This window comes from Calothrix sp. PCC 7507 (assembly GCF_000316575.1).
Taxonomy (GTDB): Bacteria; Cyanobacteriota; Cyanobacteriia; order Cyanobacteriales; family Nostocaceae; genus Fortiea.
Genome location: NC_019682.1, coordinates 1,651,039 through 1,666,056, shown reverse-complemented (window position 1 = coordinate 1,666,056; position 15,018 = coordinate 1,651,039). Strand labels below are relative to the sequence as shown.

The window sequence follows — 15,018 nt, the reverse complement described above, 5'->3', positions numbered from 1 at the left end:
TCAGGGGGATGAAGGAGAAATGACAAATGACCAATGACCAATGACCCTATAAAGGAAAATCAAAAAATAAATGTACTCCGCAGAATACCAATAGTAACTGGGTCGCTATCTGGTGTATTTCCAGGTTCCAAAATGTGAATTATCCCTGGTGTAATACTGATGTTATCTGTGAGTTGGAACCGATAAAATGCTTCGATTTGAGTAGTCGTTCCTGGTTGTCCACCTGCACGTCCTAATCCTGTATTAATCGAGTCAGGAACATTGCTACCGTCAGTTAGATTGCTATTTGTAATTTTGGGTGGCTGTCCAATATAAATTCCACCTAAATTACCTTTAGCAAACAAATCTGGGAAATTGAGAAATAACATATAATTTGTTGTTTCTACATTTCCCGATCGCCCAGGAATATAAGAAGTAGTATAACCACCCCAAGCACCGAAGGTAATCCGGGGCGAAATTTGCCATGTTACAGTAGCACCAACAGCATTAGTTTGTAGAGGTTCTGATTTTGCAGTTAAACATTCATCACCCACAAAAGTCAGCAAACAACCATCAGAAGAGTAATTATTCACATAATATAAACTCAAATCTACAGCATCAGTTGGTGTTAACAGTAGTTGCACACCTGTAGTGGTATTACCATCAAATAAACCGCTGCCTTTACCAGGATTTCCGGGTTGATAACTAGAATAAACAGCCTGTAAACTAGCACGTTTGGCAAATTGCCAATCAACAGCTAGACCACCGTGACCAAACCCCATATTTAAAATTGGGTTTCTTTGTGCAAAAAGTGACAATGGTCCTGTAGCTGCACTTTCTACTTGATTTGGACCTCGGAAAGCATTCGTCATGTTAACGCCTTCTGTTCCCACCATCACTGCTAAGTTGTCGGCAACCAGCCAGTGATAATGGAGGTGGTTAATGATGACGTTATTTGTAGGAAATTCGTAGCCAAGTAGAACATCATTACGAGAAACTCTGTCGCGAGTGACATCATTGTTATTAAATCTTGGGCTAGTACCACCTTTACCATATAACAGACTTGTAAATAAGTAACTGCGGGGCGTGAATTGAGTAGTTAAAGATAGCTGGGTTAGGGAGATCAGGTTAATATTTGTACCACTATCATTAGTATCTTTGATCCCATCTCTAGGATTAACATCACCACGATTACTACTCCGTCCTTGGACACCAACTATTAACAGTCCACTTAGTTTAGTTGTTGTAGAGAATTGGTTGGCTGCAACGTCGTTGGTACGGGCTTCTAAACTATCAATTCGACCCCGCAACATTGCTAATTCGTTGGCAAATTCTGACTGTAATTTTTGCAGGGTGGCTAAATCTTCACGACTGACTAAATCACTAGTGCTTGTAGCAATTAACTCGTTGACTCTATCCAGGCAAGCATTTACACCTGCGGCAAATTCATACCGAGTTAAAGCCCGATTCCCGCGATAGCTATTATCTGGATAACCTGCGATGCAGCCGTAGCGTTCCACCAAAGACTGCAATGCTGGGAACGCCCAATCTGTAGGTTGTACATCCTTCAGTTGTGAAACCGATGTGACTTGCGCCATCGGTTCATCACTTTCTGACAAAGACTGATCTACAGGCGATGGAGAGAGGAACAGAGGAGATGAAGTTAAATCTGTACTCTCCTTTGCTGCTGGGAGGCTATCCTCTTGAGCTATGGCTTTTTGTTCAAATCCATGAATTCCCGCAATTATTAACCATGCGAGCCACATCAGTCTAATTTTCAACTTTTTATACTCTTTAATATTTTATTCACATACTTAAGTATTGAGTGTATTCAAAATTATCTAGTGGTGACATGGGGAAATTTACTGAATTGGGCAATAGGCAATAGGCAATAGGTCAAGAATTATTCTCCCCCTGCCCCCATCTCCCTGCCCCTCATCCCCAGAATGGGCAATATTGAAAAGCGAGAGTATAAAAGATAGAATACCAAGCCTAAAAATACTTACTGGATTGACTGAGAAAAACAAATGGCAAATCGGTTGCGAAAGGTGACGCCAAAGCGCTCATGGCTCTATCGACCTCATACAGGTGCAATCAAACATGTCTCCGAAACACAAGCCAAACAGGGAAATTGGCTGTCTTCAACGTTCGCGATCGCTATTTTAATGGGTAGTGCTGGCTCAATAATAGTTATTGTCTGGCTGAGTATTTTATTCATTTTCAATCCAGAACAAATCGGCTGGCTGAATAAATTTTTACCTGAATGGGCACAAATCTCTCTGGGTAACTCCGAAAGACCCCAAACCCTCAAACAAATTCAACTCAGCCTCAGTAACCGAAAACAAATCGCTGGGGACACTTTACCTCTGGATGACAATCAGGAAAACTCATTTTTACTGCCTGTTTTCCAGCAGCGAGCAAATTGTCAATCTAATTGTCGCGTACTGGTGGCACTCAAGGTTTACCAGCGATCGCCAGATTTAGAATACGCATCCCAGACCGAAAAATATTACCATCTAGTGAATCAACTACCTGTAACTGGGCTAGATGAGTCTTTTGTGTTGGCTGCTGATGCTGAATCAGCACATCAAGAAGCGACTACTTCCCTACCATTAAATGCAGTGCAACGCTTTGAAGGTAAGACACCATCAGCAGGGATTTGGTTTTATTTGTCGGGTCAGCGCCAACAAGGTACAGGTGCGATCGCCTACGGTCACATTGTCTACTACAATCAAGAACGCCACAATCTCCAACAACTGCTGTCTTGGAAAAGTCTTAGCGGACAAGTGCCTAAATGGCAGCAGGTGACTGGTGGTCATGCCAAAGAGTTAGTTATTGATCAAACAGTCGGTTTAGAACCACAACTACAGATTTACCAAGTCAAATCTGTGAATTTATTCCTCAACCCTATCCAACTTGAAGAAATTTCCCTCAAACCACCAGTCCTCCAGGATTCTGCTTACCAAAATGCCCTGTTAATGGCTGAAAGTGGACTGTGGACACCAGCCTTTGAGAGGCTGCAATCTCTCCAGAAACAACGCAAAGACATTTTTCCCCCGGCGGCGCAAGCACAAATCGATATGATTCGCTTGCACTCCCAACTTACCAAAACCCAAGCCGAAAAAAGTTGGGCAAGTCCTGGTCAGCAGGCGCTGGCAGATTTGATAGATGGTCGTTGGCAAAAGGCTTTACAAGTATTTGAAGCATCGCCACAGAATGTCCCAGAAATTGCTGCTTTACTCAAGGCAGATGGGGGACGGTTATGGAAGCGTACACAAGCAGCATTACGAGTTAACCCCAATAGACGAGAAGTCCAAGCTTGGACGGCCTTGATGTTAGCAGTTCAACAAGAAGAAGCAGGTGCTAATTCTTGGTTGCGATCGCAGTTACAGATTACCCCAGACACCCGCGCTTATATTCAAGGTCTATTACGACTACTCAATAATCATCAACTATCAACCTCTCAAGACCTTTTTAGTCACCCTAGCCGGATTGTGGGTTCGGTGCAACCCATGACTCAGGTAACAAATGCTGAGTGGCTGCAACTAGACCCTAAAGCCGACCTGAAACTTGCAGATAACGAAGTTTGGTATCAAATGACGGTGAGTGCATTTGATAACGGCAAACGCTGGTTAAATTCTCCCTTTGCAAATCTGCAACCACCTAAAACTGCACCTGCCAAATTTTTATGGGAAATTTTGGGACTAAGTTCTGACCCTGCAATCCAGATAGTTAATTGGCTACCAAATGGAGAGCAGCAAATGACCACTGCCAGCATCAAAGCTGTACAATTGCGGGGTGGGGTTTTGCGGCTATTAGCTGCTGGACAAATCATGCCTGAGCATCCAAATAATGCTTTCCAGCCCCGACCTTTAGCCTTAACAAATGCAGCACTGGAATGGGTACAGCCATCTGCCATTACCTTGGCAGAACTATCTCAACGAGATCCGCAAGCTGCTAAGGAAATATTACCGACTGTCTGGGGATCTTTGCAACAATCCGGTGAAATTCCAGATGATGCTATGCCTGACTTGCAACAAATGCAGCAGAAGTTAGGTGATTGGCCTGTTCAGGTGATTGATTTGACAAATAATGCCAAGCCAGAAATAGTTTTGACTATCTCAGCAGCAGCGATCGCATCTTTGCAGCAGACACCATCTAATATTGTTAACCAAGAACAAAATCTACCCCGTCCCCGAACTATCATCCTGTCTGACAGTGGTAAAATCGTCTATACGGATTTTCAGAAAAATTCACAGCAACTATTAACAGCGATCGCTAGGCTTTCAGACGATCAGTCTCTAGCGTTGCTAGTTGAGAATGTTGATAACTATAGTCTCAGGCGCTGGTCTGAAAAAAATCAGCGCTTTGAATAGCATAAGGCATACACACGCAGCAGCAGCGTCAACGAGTTACAAACGTCACTTCTAGAGCTGGTTGTGAAACATCGGCCCGAGTAAATTAGAGCTTGGACTGTGTTCATTTTTGCCCTAGGTAGCTCTACTTGTGCCTCAGCACTAAATTTTTAGCAGGGGAGACTTTGGGTATAGCTCAAAACCGATTGCTTTATTCCTCTACACCGGAGGTTGTTAATTTTTGCTGCTTGAGGCTTTGCAACTGCTGTAACAAGGAGTCTACCTCTGCTTGCAGGTGCATGAACTTAACCTGCTGGTCGTCTTGATAATAAGACTTAGCAGGCTCGCGGTTCAAAACAGCTTGAGAATTACGACTGGAAACACTGGATGAATAGGTAGACATTGTTCACTAAATCCACAACTTAACTCACACCACTAGAGATAATATAATAATGTAGTTTTAAGCTTTGTTAAATGATTGTATACTTTCAATCATTTACTCTAATGGGTTTTGGCTTTAGCCATAAGTGACGGCAATTGTGAAGGTGATGTTCCCAACAAAGGGCAAGGGAGCAGGCAATAGGTCAAGAATTATTTTCTCCCTGCTCCCCTGCCACAGCGCTATTCGGCTATACTTGCAGAATAGAAATTATTTTCTACTTGTGTTGTGAGCATCTGGTGGTAGAAAATATGTACCATTGGTACTTTTCAGTTTTGCACAAAAAACTTTTATAAATCCTGTGACTTTGAGCCTGTCTGTTGCTAAATCTCATCACCAACCTTGGCCTGGGCTGATAGAAGCCTATCGTGAATATTTGCCCGTCAGCGAAAACACGCCGGTTGTCACCCTGTTGGAAGGTAATACCCCTCTAATTCCAGCGCCAGCGATCGCCGCACGTATTGGTAAACAAGTCCGTGTGTTTTTGAAATATGACGGTCTTAACCCCACTGGTAGCTTCAAAGACCGGGGAATGACAATGGCGATTTCCAAAGCTAAGGAAGACGGAGCCAAGGCGGTAATATGTGCGAGTACAGGCAATACCTCGGCAGCAGCAGCAGCTTATGCTAGGCGTGGTGGTATGAGTGCCTTTGTGCTAATTCCCGATGGCTATGTGGCTTTGGGTAAGTTGGCACAGGCATTGCTTTATGGGGCTGAGGTACTGGCAATTAAAGGTAATTTTGACCGCGCTCTGGAAATTGTCTGCGAGATGGCTCAAAGCTATCCGATAACTTTAGTGAATTCGGTTAATCCCTACCGTCTAGAAGGGCAGAAAACAGCAGCATTTGAAATTGTAGATGCTTTGGGTAATGCTCCCGATTGGTTGTGTATCCCAGTGGGTAATGCGGGAAATATCAGTGCATATTGGATGGGATTTTGTCAATATCATCAAGCCGGAAAGTGCGATCGCTTACCAAAAATGATGGGTTTCCAAGCAGCAGGAGCAGCACCTCTAGTTAACGGACACCCAGTAGCCCATCCCGAAACTTTAGCTACAGCCATTCGGATTGGCAACCCCGCTAGCTGGGACAAAGCCGTCGCCGCTCAATCAGCTAGTCAAGGACATTTTCATGCTGTTACTGATGCAGAAATTCTCGATGCTTATCGATTATTGGCATCATCTGAAGGCATTTTTTGTGAACCTGCCAGCGCGGCTTCTGTGGCTGGTTTGTTACAGGTAAAAGACCAAATTCCCGCAGGCGCAACAGTGGTTTGTGTCCTCACCGGCAATGGTCTTAAAGACCCAGATACAGCCATCAAACATAGCCACAGTCAATTTAAACAAGGCATTGAGGCGGAAGTAGAAGCAGTAGCGGAGGCTATGGGATTATCGTAATAGGCAAGAGTTGAGAGTCAAGAGTCAAGAGTTATTTCTCCCTGCCCCCTGCTCCCTGCCCCCTGCCCCTGCCCCCTGCCCCCTGCTCCCTGCTCCCTGCCCTTAACTTCGGGCGTTAGTGTTGCGGGACAAAGTCAGGCGAATAGAGATTTAGTTCAAGTAAATGGGAAATCTAATTATAAGTTGTAGGGTGCTGTCATTGGATTAGCACACTAAATATTCAAACTTATAATGAGGTAGTTGTGTTTCGAGTTGTTGTTGGTCATAGTGACGATCCTGATTCTCAAAACGCGATCGCTGAAGTTCTTCAAGCATGTAATCGTTCCCTGGGAGAATCAATTCCGCAAGCTGGAATTTTATTCACTGCTATAGATTTTGACCATGCGCTAATTTTGCAACGCATCCAGGATGCTTTCCCTGGAATTGAGTTGATTGGTGGCACTACGAATGGAGAAATCTCTTCAATTCTGGAGTTTCAGCAAGATTCTATCACCTTAATGCTGTTTGCTACGGACGAAGTAGAAATTCGGGCAGGTATTGGACGAGGAGCATCGAAAAACCCAAATCTAGCTGCCCAAGAAGCGATCGCCCAAGCAAAGGCAAAGAGTACATCCCAGCCACAACTATGTCTCACCTTTCCCGATAGTCTGACAAGCAATGGAGTCTTGATTTTAGAGGGTTTAAAACAAAGCTTGGGAGAGGATATTCCCATCATTGGGGGAATGGCTGCTGACGACTATACCTTTGAAAAAACCTATCAATTTTTCCAGGGTGAAGTATTAAGTGATTCAGTACCAGTGTTGCTCTTCTCTGGAAATATACTATTTTCTCATGGCGTTGCTAGTGGTTGGACTCCTATTAGTAAACGTAGCCGTGTAACTAAAGTGAATGGTAACGTAGTCTATGAAATTGATGGACAGCGTGCCTTAGATTTCTACCAACACTATCTCGGTGCAGAACGTTTTGCGTCCAACTATGCCATCCATGCACTGGCAGTTTTTGAGGATCAAGACCATTTCTATTTGCGGGCACCTCATAGCTACGATCAACAGTCTGGTAGCATTACATTCTTCTCAGATATTCCTGAACAGGCAGTTGTACAAATTACCGATGCGACTCGTGACAACATTTTGTCAGCTTCTGAAGCATCGTTGAAAATCGCTCTCGCCAATTATCCCGGTGTGGAACCAACAGCAGCGTTGCTCATTTCTTGTGCAGCTCGGCGCCGCATTTTGGGAACTTTTGCAAGAGAAGAGTATCAGCTTGTTAAAACCCATTTATCAGAGACACTACCTTGCTGTGGTTTCTACGCTTATGGTGAAATTGCGCCTTTGGTAGCTGGAGGACAAACACAATTTCATAACAAAACGTTTGTCACACTGCTGATGGGGACACAACGATTGGTGTATGGATAACCAAAACGATGTCATACATATGCAAGCGTTGGAAAAAAACAACCGCATCTTGCAGAAAAAGTTGTCTCGCTGCGAAGCTGAACGCCGCCAACTTGAGAGTGACATTGCCACAAAAGAATTCTTGCTGAAGAAAGTCATTTCTGAGTTAGAAAGCTCTCAAACAGACTTGGAACAGAGAAGCCAAGAGTTAGAAAATACGCTAGATAGTTTGCATAAGATGCAGGTGCAGATGATTCAAAGCGAAAAGATGTCTGCTCTGGGTCAAATGGTGGCTGGGATTGCTCACGAAATCAACAATCCCGTTAGTTTTATTTACGGAAATTTAGAACATATCAAGCAATATACCGAGAACTTACTGCAATTGATCGAGCTTTATCACCGTTACTTCCCCAACCCACCTAGCGAAATTCAAACCGAACGTCGAGCCATTGATTTAGAGTTTTTGGCAAAAGACGCGCCTCGGGTATTGCACTCAATGCACATTGGGACGGAACGTATACGGGATATTGTGCTGTCACTACGTAACTTTTCCCGCCTGGATGAAAGTGAGTTAAAAGCTGTGGATATTCATCAAGGTATTGACAATACTTTGCTGATTTTGCAGCACCGTCTCAAAGCCACTGGCAAAAGCCCAAAAATTGAGGTGATCCGAGACTACGGTAATTTGTCTCTTGTAGAATGCTGTGCCGGACAGATGAACCAGGTGTTTATGAACATTTTAGCAAATGCGATCGATGCCCTCGAAGAACTCAACACCAAACGAACTGCTCAGGAAATCCAAGATCATCCCAGTCGCATTACGATTAGTACTTCCGTTGTCGATTCGCAGTGGGTAAAAATTGCGATCGCTGACAATGGGACTGGAATTCCTGAATCGATTCAAAAACAGATTTTAAATCCATTCTTTACCACAAAACCTGTCGGCAAGGGAACTGGAATGGGAATGGCTATCAGTTATCAAATCATCACCGAAAAACATGGTGGCAAGTTAGAATTTTTTTCGACACCTGGAAAAGGTACAGAGTTTGTGGTTCTAATTCCTCTCCATAGCAGGCAATAGGCAAGATTCGATAGACAATCTAGAGGAAAAATATTTGTATTTCCCAAAGTGCGATCGCGCTTTGGAAAATATTTTATTGCTTGACTGAATAAATTGCTTTGCGTCCAACGGGAATACTATAACAACAGCCTCAAGGATGAACGCATTCATCAGTATTCCCGAATATCAAGTCGGGAATACACTTGAGAATATTTCTCGAATCCTGGTTGAACGAGGATACAGATCAAAAAGCTGTAGTAATTAAAATCCTGATCCCAGTTTTAGGATTTTTTAATAATCATTGGACTGAGCGTCGTCGGTATTTCCAGTTGTTCTTCGCCGAGTTCTACAACTTCCACAAATCCTAGCCCCATTGCCAGCCAAACTGACGCTCAAAACCAGATGGTGATTAAATTTGCTGCCTCCAGTTCATCTGTAAAAGTTTTAACAGTTTTGGCAAAAGCTTATGAAGTCAAAAATCCAACCACTAAAGTTGAGTTTATCTCCGATAGTCAATCTCATGGTGCGATCGCACTTTCTACAATTCACCTACTGATTCATAGTAAGCTGTAAGCGATCGCATCTTCTCCCTAAACCTCCGCTCCAACAATCTATGAGTGAAACCAGTTCCCGCCTGCCCCATAAAATCATTGGTGTTGCTGTAATTTGGAATGAACAAGAGCAAATATTAATCGATAGGCGTCGTCCAGAAGGAGCAATGGGGGGTTTGTGGGAGTTTCCTGGAGGCAAAATTGAGCCAGGTGAAACTATCGAGGAGTGTATTCAGCGAGAAATTTCTGAGGAACTAGGAATAGAAATTGCAGTAGGGGAACATCTCATCACTATTGATCACACCTATACTAGTTTGCGTGTTACTCTCACGGTTCATCAGTGTCGCCATCTTACAGGTGTGCCACAACCACTGGAATCTGATGAAATTCGTTGGGTAAGTTTGGCTGATCTCGAAAAGTTTGCCTTTCCCCAAGCAAATGTTCAAATTATCGCGGTTTTAAAGGGATTGGGGGCTAAGGACTGGGGAAGATAAGGGATATAAGGGAGATAAGAAACTTAACTCGTGACCCTTGACTTTTAACTCTTGACTCTTCACGAATGACAAATGACAAATGATAACCGACCAATATAGTAACGATGTATTAACTGTGGTAGGTTAAGACCCGCAATTTTTTACAATAATCGCAGAGACTGTGATTCAGAGGTGTCAGCAAGTAAATGCCTAAAACCGTTGACGACGTAATGAGCCGCAACCCAATTGTTGTCCGGACTGAAACGCCACTGAAAGAAGCTATCCAAATTCTCGCAGAACGACGCATCAGCGGGCTACCTGTTGTAGATGATGCCGGACAGTTGGTTGGCATTATCTCAGAAACTGATTTGATGTGGCAACAAACTGGTGTGACTCCGCCAGCGTACATCATGTTTCTTGATAGCGTCATCTATTTACAAAATCCTGGCGATTATGAGCGTGACTTGCATAAGGCGCTGGGACAAACAGTTGGGGAAGTCATGAGCAAAAACCCCATCACTATCTCCCCTGAGAAAACTGTAAGGGAAGCAGCCAAAATCATGCACGATCGCCATGTTCATCGTTTGCCAGTACTTGACAGCGCGGGTCAGGTAATTGGTATTCTCACTCGTGGTGACATTGTGCGAGCAATGGCAGCAGATCAAGATTAGTCAAGAGTCAAAAGTCCAGGGTTTTGAGACTCTGGACTCTTGACCATTGACTCTGGACTCTTCTTTTAAACACTTTTGAAAATCTAGGATCAATAAATGAGTATTACTCCTGAGTCTGTTAGGCAATTGCTTAGTTCTGAGGATTTAGGCGATCGCTTGCGGGCTGTAAATCAAATTCGCCAATTGGAGCCGACTATTGGTTTTGAACTAATTCAAAGTGCAGTCAATGATAGCAATTCCCGCGTCCGCTACTCAGCAGTAAGTCAGATGGATACACTTGGCGCACAAGATTTAGAGTTATCGTTGAATCTATTGCGTGATTTACTCAATGATCCTGAACCTGATGTCCAAGCAGCAGCCGCCGACTGTTTAGGTGCGCTGAAACTACATGCAGCTTTTGAAGACTTGCAGCAGCTTTACAATACAACCCCTGAGTGGTTAGTAAAATTCAGTATTATCGCTACATTAGGAGAGTTGGGAGATCCGCGAGGCTTTGAACTACTCAAACAAGCACTCGTTTCTAACAATGAATTAATCCAAACTGCTGCTATTAGTTCTTTCGGCGAGTTAGGAAATATACAGGCTGTTCCTCTGTTATCACCCTATGTCACTAGTTCAGATTGGCAAGTACGCTATCGAGTTATGCAAGCTTTAAGTCGGTTGGGTGGTGTTGATGCCAAATCTTTATTAGAAACTCTGGCTGATGATGAAGTAGAGGCGATCGCTAATGAAGCCAAACAAGCTTTGCAGTCAGTCTAAGTGCGTCCAGCAACATAGTCAAACACTTGCTCACACGGATATGAGGGAAATACTGACTCTGTAGCTTACCATCACCAGTATTACGTTTTCCGAAAAAATGCCGGCCGATATGAACTTCGGACGGCTACTACTGAATAACTAATAATTTATTTAACACTCAAGCACTGAGGTAATTTCGTATTTATATCACCTTCTTGCTTGCCGTAGGTATTGCTTTTTATCTGTCCACAAAAATCTAACTCACTTCTTTTATTGTTACAAATTGCAACTGGATGTGAGCCTACTGACGATCACTAGGTAGTATTTTTAGCTGCTAGTCCGGACAACAACTAGTTTGCGTTTAGTGCATTTCGTCGTATTGGGGGGTTTCCATACGTCTTGCTTCTGCCCTAGGGGGTAAAAACTCAGTACGACGGACAGGAACCAGCGGCGGTGTTGGTCCTTGGTAGGGGTGAATCACCTGTACAGTACGAGGACGCTGCCGTGGTGAAAATAAAGCTAATACCCCAGCTACCACAACACCACCACCAATAGTTAAAGTCATACCGCCTACTGCCCAAACGATGGGTGAAGACCACCAAGGAGTTTGAGGCAATAAAGCAGTTTTTTGAGTGGCTTGCTGCTGGAATAATTGTTGTTGTTGTTGGGTGTTGCTATTAGTCTGGACTTGGAATTGGAGTTGTTGGTTTGCCAACCGTAACTGTTCGTTGTCGCTTTTTAAGCGCTCCATCTGCATATTAATTTTGTCCAACTCCAATCTCTGGTCAGCATTAGGAGCAATGGGTGGATTGTTGGGATACAGAGGTTGCTGGTATCCATACGGTGCTTGTGGCGGTATTACTTGCGGCTGTATCACAGTGGACGGCATTTGCGGAGCCACAGCAAAGTTAGGTTGTATGGGACTACTTGTCCCCTTGAGCAATACGAGAGCCGCCAGCCCAGCTACGGCGACCCCGCCGATAAATGCCATACTCTCACTCATCGCCTGTACCCCCCAATTGCGACGGAACTATAACTACTTGAGACTGACTCACTCTCACACTCATTACATCTCTCACTTACTTAACTTCACATAATACTCAAACTATAAGCGACCGTATCAGCTAGTTTTTTTACAGCCTGATATATGCTGTTAATATTCAAAACCATATTGGTGAAATTGTCTACCAAATACGGGTAAAAAACTACGCTGTTATAATTTTTTAATCTACTTTACTTAGTTTCATCAAGGTAAGTATTTGTACTAGTGTCACCTGTCTTGATAGCTGCCTTGAGACTTTGGCAAAATTCAGCGATCGCCTTTAATCCCTGCTCCGGAGTGCCTTCTGCTAGACGTTTGACAAAAGCGCTACCCACAATCACCGCATCTGCTCCCCAATCTCTGACTTGGCGAGCTTGGGATACTTGGGAGATACCAAAGCCTACACCAATAGGTTTATCAGTAACATCACGAATTTGTTTGAGTAAATCTGACACTCGCGTTTCCGTTTGAGAGCGGATACCCGTAACTCCTGTAACAGTAATCAAATAGATAAATCCTTGGGAGGAGCGAGCGATCGCCTCTATCCGTTCACTAGAGCTTGTGGGCGCTACAAACAAGGTTAAATCAATTCCCGCCTCACTAGATGCTTGGAGTAACCCCTCAGCCTCTTCTAAGGGTAAATCAGGCACAACCAAGCCTGCTGCCCCTGAAGTCGCAATTTTCTGGATAAACTTCTCAATCCCCAGGTGCAAAATTGGATTGTAGTAGGTAAATAGAACAATAGGCGATCGTAAGCTCGGAGTAGTTGCTTGCAACATTTCCAGCACTTGATCTAACGTTGTTCCTCGTTGTAAGGCGCGGGTAGCAGCAGCTTGAATTACTGGCCCATCCGCCAGCGGATCGGAGTAGGGAACTCCCAGTTCAATAATGTCCGCACCACTGCGATCCAGAGTTCGCAATGCTGCTGCTGTGGTGGCTAAATCTGGATCACCAGCAGTAATAAACGGAATCAGAGCGCACTCGTGATTTCGTCCTAGAGTTTCAAAGCGATCGGAAATGGCTGTCATTTGTCGTTTGTCATTTATCATTTGTCATTTGTCATTTGTCATGAAAACCAAAGACAAATGACAAACAACGATTTTACAGCTGAGTTTGCTTTTCTTGTTCGATTTCCGCTTGAATTTTTGCTAGTTCTTCGGGAGTGAGTTCTGCTAGGCGTTTTTCAAAGAAGGCTTGTTCATACTGTTCACGCTGTTGATGGTAGGTCATTTTTTGCCCCACCGCACGGACAATATATGTAGCTAACCAGCCAACCAAACCACTGACTAGCAAGACTTGGCTCCATATACCAGCTTTTTCCCCATCTAAACCAACTAGCTGCAATAGAGCATATGCTAGACCGCCAGCTACAAAAACGCCTAAGCCAATTCCGATTGCGTCAATGCGTCGCATGAGGGTTATGACCTACCAATCTCGCTAAACTTCAATTTGTCGTGGCTGGGGTCGTAAATTCACAAACGGCGATAAAACCAACAACCCCGGAAAAAAGAAGAACACCAGAAAGTACATCAAGGTGCGCTCCACAGAGCTAGCTACATACCACCGCTGCTTCAAATAAAATAGAACAGCTACTGGAATGACTAACAAATAAGCTCCAGCCAAAATCAGATACAGCAGGGCTACAATCATAATTCTCTCTCTACGTAGACAATACCATTTGGTGCATCTATCCCCCATCATAGGCTGAATGGCTGGACTCAGGAAAGTATCGTCACTATCTCACTTTTAAATTCAATGCCCAGGAATTTCTTATCCATCTTAGATAATTTCTCAGTATATTAGGACTTACGCAACTGGCACAGAATTTAATCATGTAGGGTGGGCAATGCCCAGCATATCCGGGTTTCGGTGGGCATTGCCCACCCTATCAAATGGTCATTTAACTGTGACACCTGCGTCAGTCCTGTATATATACATTTGCTTCGAGCGATCGCTCTACAAAATTACTGCAAAAGCACAACAAAAACTGTAGACTGTGCTATGCTAGATAAGCCTGTGGCAAATAACTGCCTTACGTCCAAAAAGTTTAGGTTTTCCTAGCGCAGCGACGGAAAAAAGGGCAGTTCCAACTCTGGATAATGTTCACAAAAGTTTTGTGTAGTTGCCAGATTCAGTCAAATTGCTAGTTGTGAACAACTTTTTTAAATCTAGTTGTACAAAAGACACAATTAGTGTTGGAATAGATGAGAAGGTATTTGCTGCCTTCAAAAAATAAGTGGCTCCTAACAACGTTAGGGGGTGTGGCGGAATGGTAGACGCTACGGACTTAGATAACTGAGCCTTGCTAGAGAAATCTTTCAAGTGTAAGCTCTCAAACTCAGGGAAACCTAAATCTGATTACAGACATGGCAATCCTGAGCCAAGCCCAAAAATTGAAGATTTAAGATTGTGTTGACAATCGAAAATCCCAAATTATGGGAAGGTGCAGAGACCCGACGGGAGCTACCCTAACGTTAAGTCGAGGGTAAAGGGAGAGTCCAATTCTTAAAGCCGATAGTAATTAAAGCTATCAGGCAGCAGCGAAAGTTGCGGAAGAATGAAAATCCGTTGACCTTAAACGGTCGTGGGGGTTCAAGTCCCCCCACCCCCACTAAAAATAGCGATCGCATCCACCTGTCACAGAAGACTGTAAGTGGGCTGTGCCAACGTATTCATCAACAATGAGCGGTTGCAAAATCAGTAATATTTCTCAAGTTCCAAACCCAGTAAACTGACGTACATAGGGTTCGTGAAACGCCAAAATAATATCTTCCCTGGGTACTCCCATTTCAACTAATCGATTGGCAATTCCTTCTTCTGTACCATCATGTTGAATCCATATTCTCCCATCCTTGATATCAAGATGTAGAATACAGCCAAAATCACGTTTATTTCCCCGCCAACCGACATAAAGTAATTG

At 43.7% G+C, this 15,018-nt stretch carries 14 protein-coding genes and 1 pseudogene; 8 read left to right on the top strand and 7 right to left on the bottom strand.

What is annotated here, in order from left to right:
• Nucleotides 1-59: 59 nt before the first annotated feature.
• Nucleotides 60-1,745 carry an iron uptake porin gene (locus tag CAL7507_RS07390; protein WP_015127827.1) on the bottom strand — a complete coding sequence of 562 codons (1,686 nt, stop codon included), beginning with the start codon at nt 1,743-1,745 and terminating at the stop codon, nt 60-62.
• 261 nt (nt 1,746-2,006) lie between these two features.
• Here CAL7507_RS07390 and CAL7507_RS07385 point away from each other — a divergent pair, with 261 nt between their 5' ends.
• Nucleotides 2,007-4,355 (top strand): hypothetical protein, encoded by a 2,349-nt coding sequence (locus CAL7507_RS07385; RefSeq protein ID WP_015127826.1) that lies wholly within the window; start codon nt 2,007-2,009, stop codon nt 4,353-4,355.
• Between the two features lie 190 nt (nt 4,356-4,545).
• Here CAL7507_RS07385 and CAL7507_RS07380 read toward each other — a convergent pair whose 3' ends face one another.
• Entirely contained in the window at nt 4,546-4,737 is a 192-nt protein-coding gene (locus tag CAL7507_RS07380) for a hypothetical protein (RefSeq protein WP_015127825.1), read from the bottom strand.
• 337 nt (nt 4,738-5,074) lie between these two features.
• On the opposite strand from CAL7507_RS07380, the gene thrC reads away from it, so the two are divergent.
• The 7 genes from thrC to nblB all read left to right on the top strand — a co-directional run bounded on the left by thrC (nt 5,075) and on the right by nblB (nt 11,077).
• Entirely contained in the window at nt 5,075-6,169 is a 1,095-nt protein-coding gene (thrC, locus tag CAL7507_RS07375; protein WP_015127824.1) for a threonine synthase, read from the top strand.
• A 242-nt stretch (nt 6,170-6,411) separates the two neighbouring features.
• The gene (locus CAL7507_RS07370) at nt 6,412-7,584 is read left to right on the top strand and encodes an FIST signal transduction protein (protein WP_015127823.1); all 1,173 of its coding nucleotides are present in this window, start codon (nt 6,412-6,414) and stop codon (nt 7,582-7,584) included.
• Nucleotides 7,577-8,644: a sensor histidine kinase gene (locus CAL7507_RS07365; RefSeq protein ID WP_015127822.1), complete on the top strand. Its 1,068-nt coding sequence runs from the start codon at nt 7,577-7,579 to the stop codon at nt 8,642-8,644. The genes CAL7507_RS07370 and CAL7507_RS07365 overlap by 8 nt, the downstream gene beginning before the upstream one ends.
• Nucleotides 8,645-9,025: 381 nt before the next feature.
• Entirely contained in the window at nt 9,026-9,196 is a 171-nt protein-coding gene (locus CAL7507_RS32260) for a hypothetical protein (protein ID WP_015127821.1), read from the top strand.
• A 40-nt stretch (nt 9,197-9,236) separates the two neighbouring features.
• Nucleotides 9,237-9,668 (top strand): 8-oxo-dGTP diphosphatase MutT, encoded by a 432-nt coding sequence (gene mutT, locus CAL7507_RS07360; protein ID WP_015127820.1) that lies wholly within the window; start codon nt 9,237-9,239, stop codon nt 9,666-9,668.
• Between the two features lie 185 nt (nt 9,669-9,853).
• The gene (locus tag CAL7507_RS07355) at nt 9,854-10,318 is read left to right on the top strand and encodes a CBS domain-containing protein (protein ID WP_015127819.1); all 465 of its coding nucleotides are present in this window, start codon (nt 9,854-9,856) and stop codon (nt 10,316-10,318) included.
• 96 nt (nt 10,319-10,414) lie between these two features.
• Nucleotides 10,415-11,077 carry a phycobilisome degradation protein NblB gene (gene nblB, locus CAL7507_RS07350; RefSeq protein ID WP_015127818.1) on the top strand — a complete coding sequence of 221 codons (663 nt, stop codon included), beginning with the start codon at nt 10,415-10,417 and terminating at the stop codon, nt 11,075-11,077.
• A 340-nt stretch (nt 11,078-11,417) separates the two neighbouring features.
• Here the strand turns inward: nblB and CAL7507_RS07345 are convergent, their stop codons facing one another.
• The 5 genes and pseudogenes from CAL7507_RS07345 to CAL7507_RS30590 form a co-directional block, all read right to left on the bottom strand.
• A complete protein-coding gene (locus tag CAL7507_RS07345; protein WP_042341231.1) occupies nt 11,418-12,059 on the bottom strand; it encodes a hypothetical protein in 642 nt (213 codons plus the stop codon).
• Nucleotides 12,060-12,289: 230 nt separating this feature from the next.
• Entirely contained in the window at nt 12,290-13,126 is an 837-nt protein-coding gene (trpA, locus tag CAL7507_RS07340; protein WP_015127816.1) for a tryptophan synthase subunit alpha, read from the bottom strand.
• A gap of 73 nt (nt 13,127-13,199) precedes the next feature.
• Nucleotides 13,200-13,511, bottom strand: coding sequence for a DUF3007 family protein (locus tag CAL7507_RS07335; protein WP_015127815.1), 312 nt, complete (start codon nt 13,509-13,511; stop codon nt 13,200-13,202).
• A 24-nt stretch (nt 13,512-13,535) separates the two neighbouring features.
• Nucleotides 13,536-13,748 carry an NAD(P)H-quinone oxidoreductase subunit L gene (gene ndhL / locus CAL7507_RS07330; RefSeq protein ID WP_015127814.1) on the bottom strand — a complete coding sequence of 71 codons (213 nt, stop codon included), beginning with the start codon at nt 13,746-13,748 and terminating at the stop codon, nt 13,536-13,538.
• 1,060 nt (nt 13,749-14,808) lie between these two features.
• Nucleotides 14,809-15,018, bottom strand: a pseudogene (locus CAL7507_RS30590) (XisI protein); the annotation flags it as partial.

What these genes read in the sequence shown, in the direction of transcription:
- nblB (WP_015127818.1), top strand. Translation starts at nt 10,415, where the DNA reads ATGAGTATTACTCCTGAGTCTGTTAGGCAATTGCTTAGTTCTGAGGAT.
- ndhL (WP_015127814.1), bottom strand. Translation starts at nt 13,748, where the DNA reads ATGATTGTAGCCCTGCTGTATCTGATTTTGGCTGGAGCTTATTTGTTA.
- CAL7507_RS32260 (WP_015127821.1), top strand. Translation starts at nt 9,026, where the DNA reads ATGGTGATTAAATTTGCTGCCTCCAGTTCATCTGTAAAAGTTTTAACA.
- CAL7507_RS07355 (WP_015127819.1), top strand. Translation starts at nt 9,854, where the DNA reads ATGCCTAAAACCGTTGACGACGTAATGAGCCGCAACCCAATTGTTGTC.
- trpA (WP_015127816.1), bottom strand. Translation starts at nt 13,126, where the DNA reads ATGACAGCCATTTCCGATCGCTTTGAAACTCTAGGACGAAATCACGAG.
- CAL7507_RS07335 (WP_015127815.1), bottom strand. Translation starts at nt 13,511, where the DNA reads ATGCGACGCATTGACGCAATCGGAATTGGCTTAGGCGTTTTTGTAGCT.
- CAL7507_RS07385 (WP_015127826.1), top strand. Translation starts at nt 2,007, where the DNA reads ATGGCAAATCGGTTGCGAAAGGTGACGCCAAAGCGCTCATGGCTCTAT.
- CAL7507_RS07365 (WP_015127822.1), top strand. Translation starts at nt 7,577, where the DNA reads ATGGATAACCAAAACGATGTCATACATATGCAAGCGTTGGAAAAAAAC.
- CAL7507_RS07345 (WP_042341231.1), bottom strand. Translation starts at nt 12,059, where the DNA reads ATGAGTGAGAGTATGGCATTTATCGGCGGGGTCGCCGTAGCTGGGCTG.
- mutT (WP_015127820.1), top strand. Translation starts at nt 9,237, where the DNA reads ATGAGTGAAACCAGTTCCCGCCTGCCCCATAAAATCATTGGTGTTGCT.
- CAL7507_RS07390 (WP_015127827.1), bottom strand. Translation starts at nt 1,745, where the DNA reads ATGTGGCTCGCATGGTTAATAATTGCGGGAATTCATGGATTTGAACAA.
- CAL7507_RS07380 (WP_015127825.1), bottom strand. Translation starts at nt 4,737, where the DNA reads ATGTCTACCTATTCATCCAGTGTTTCCAGTCGTAATTCTCAAGCTGTT.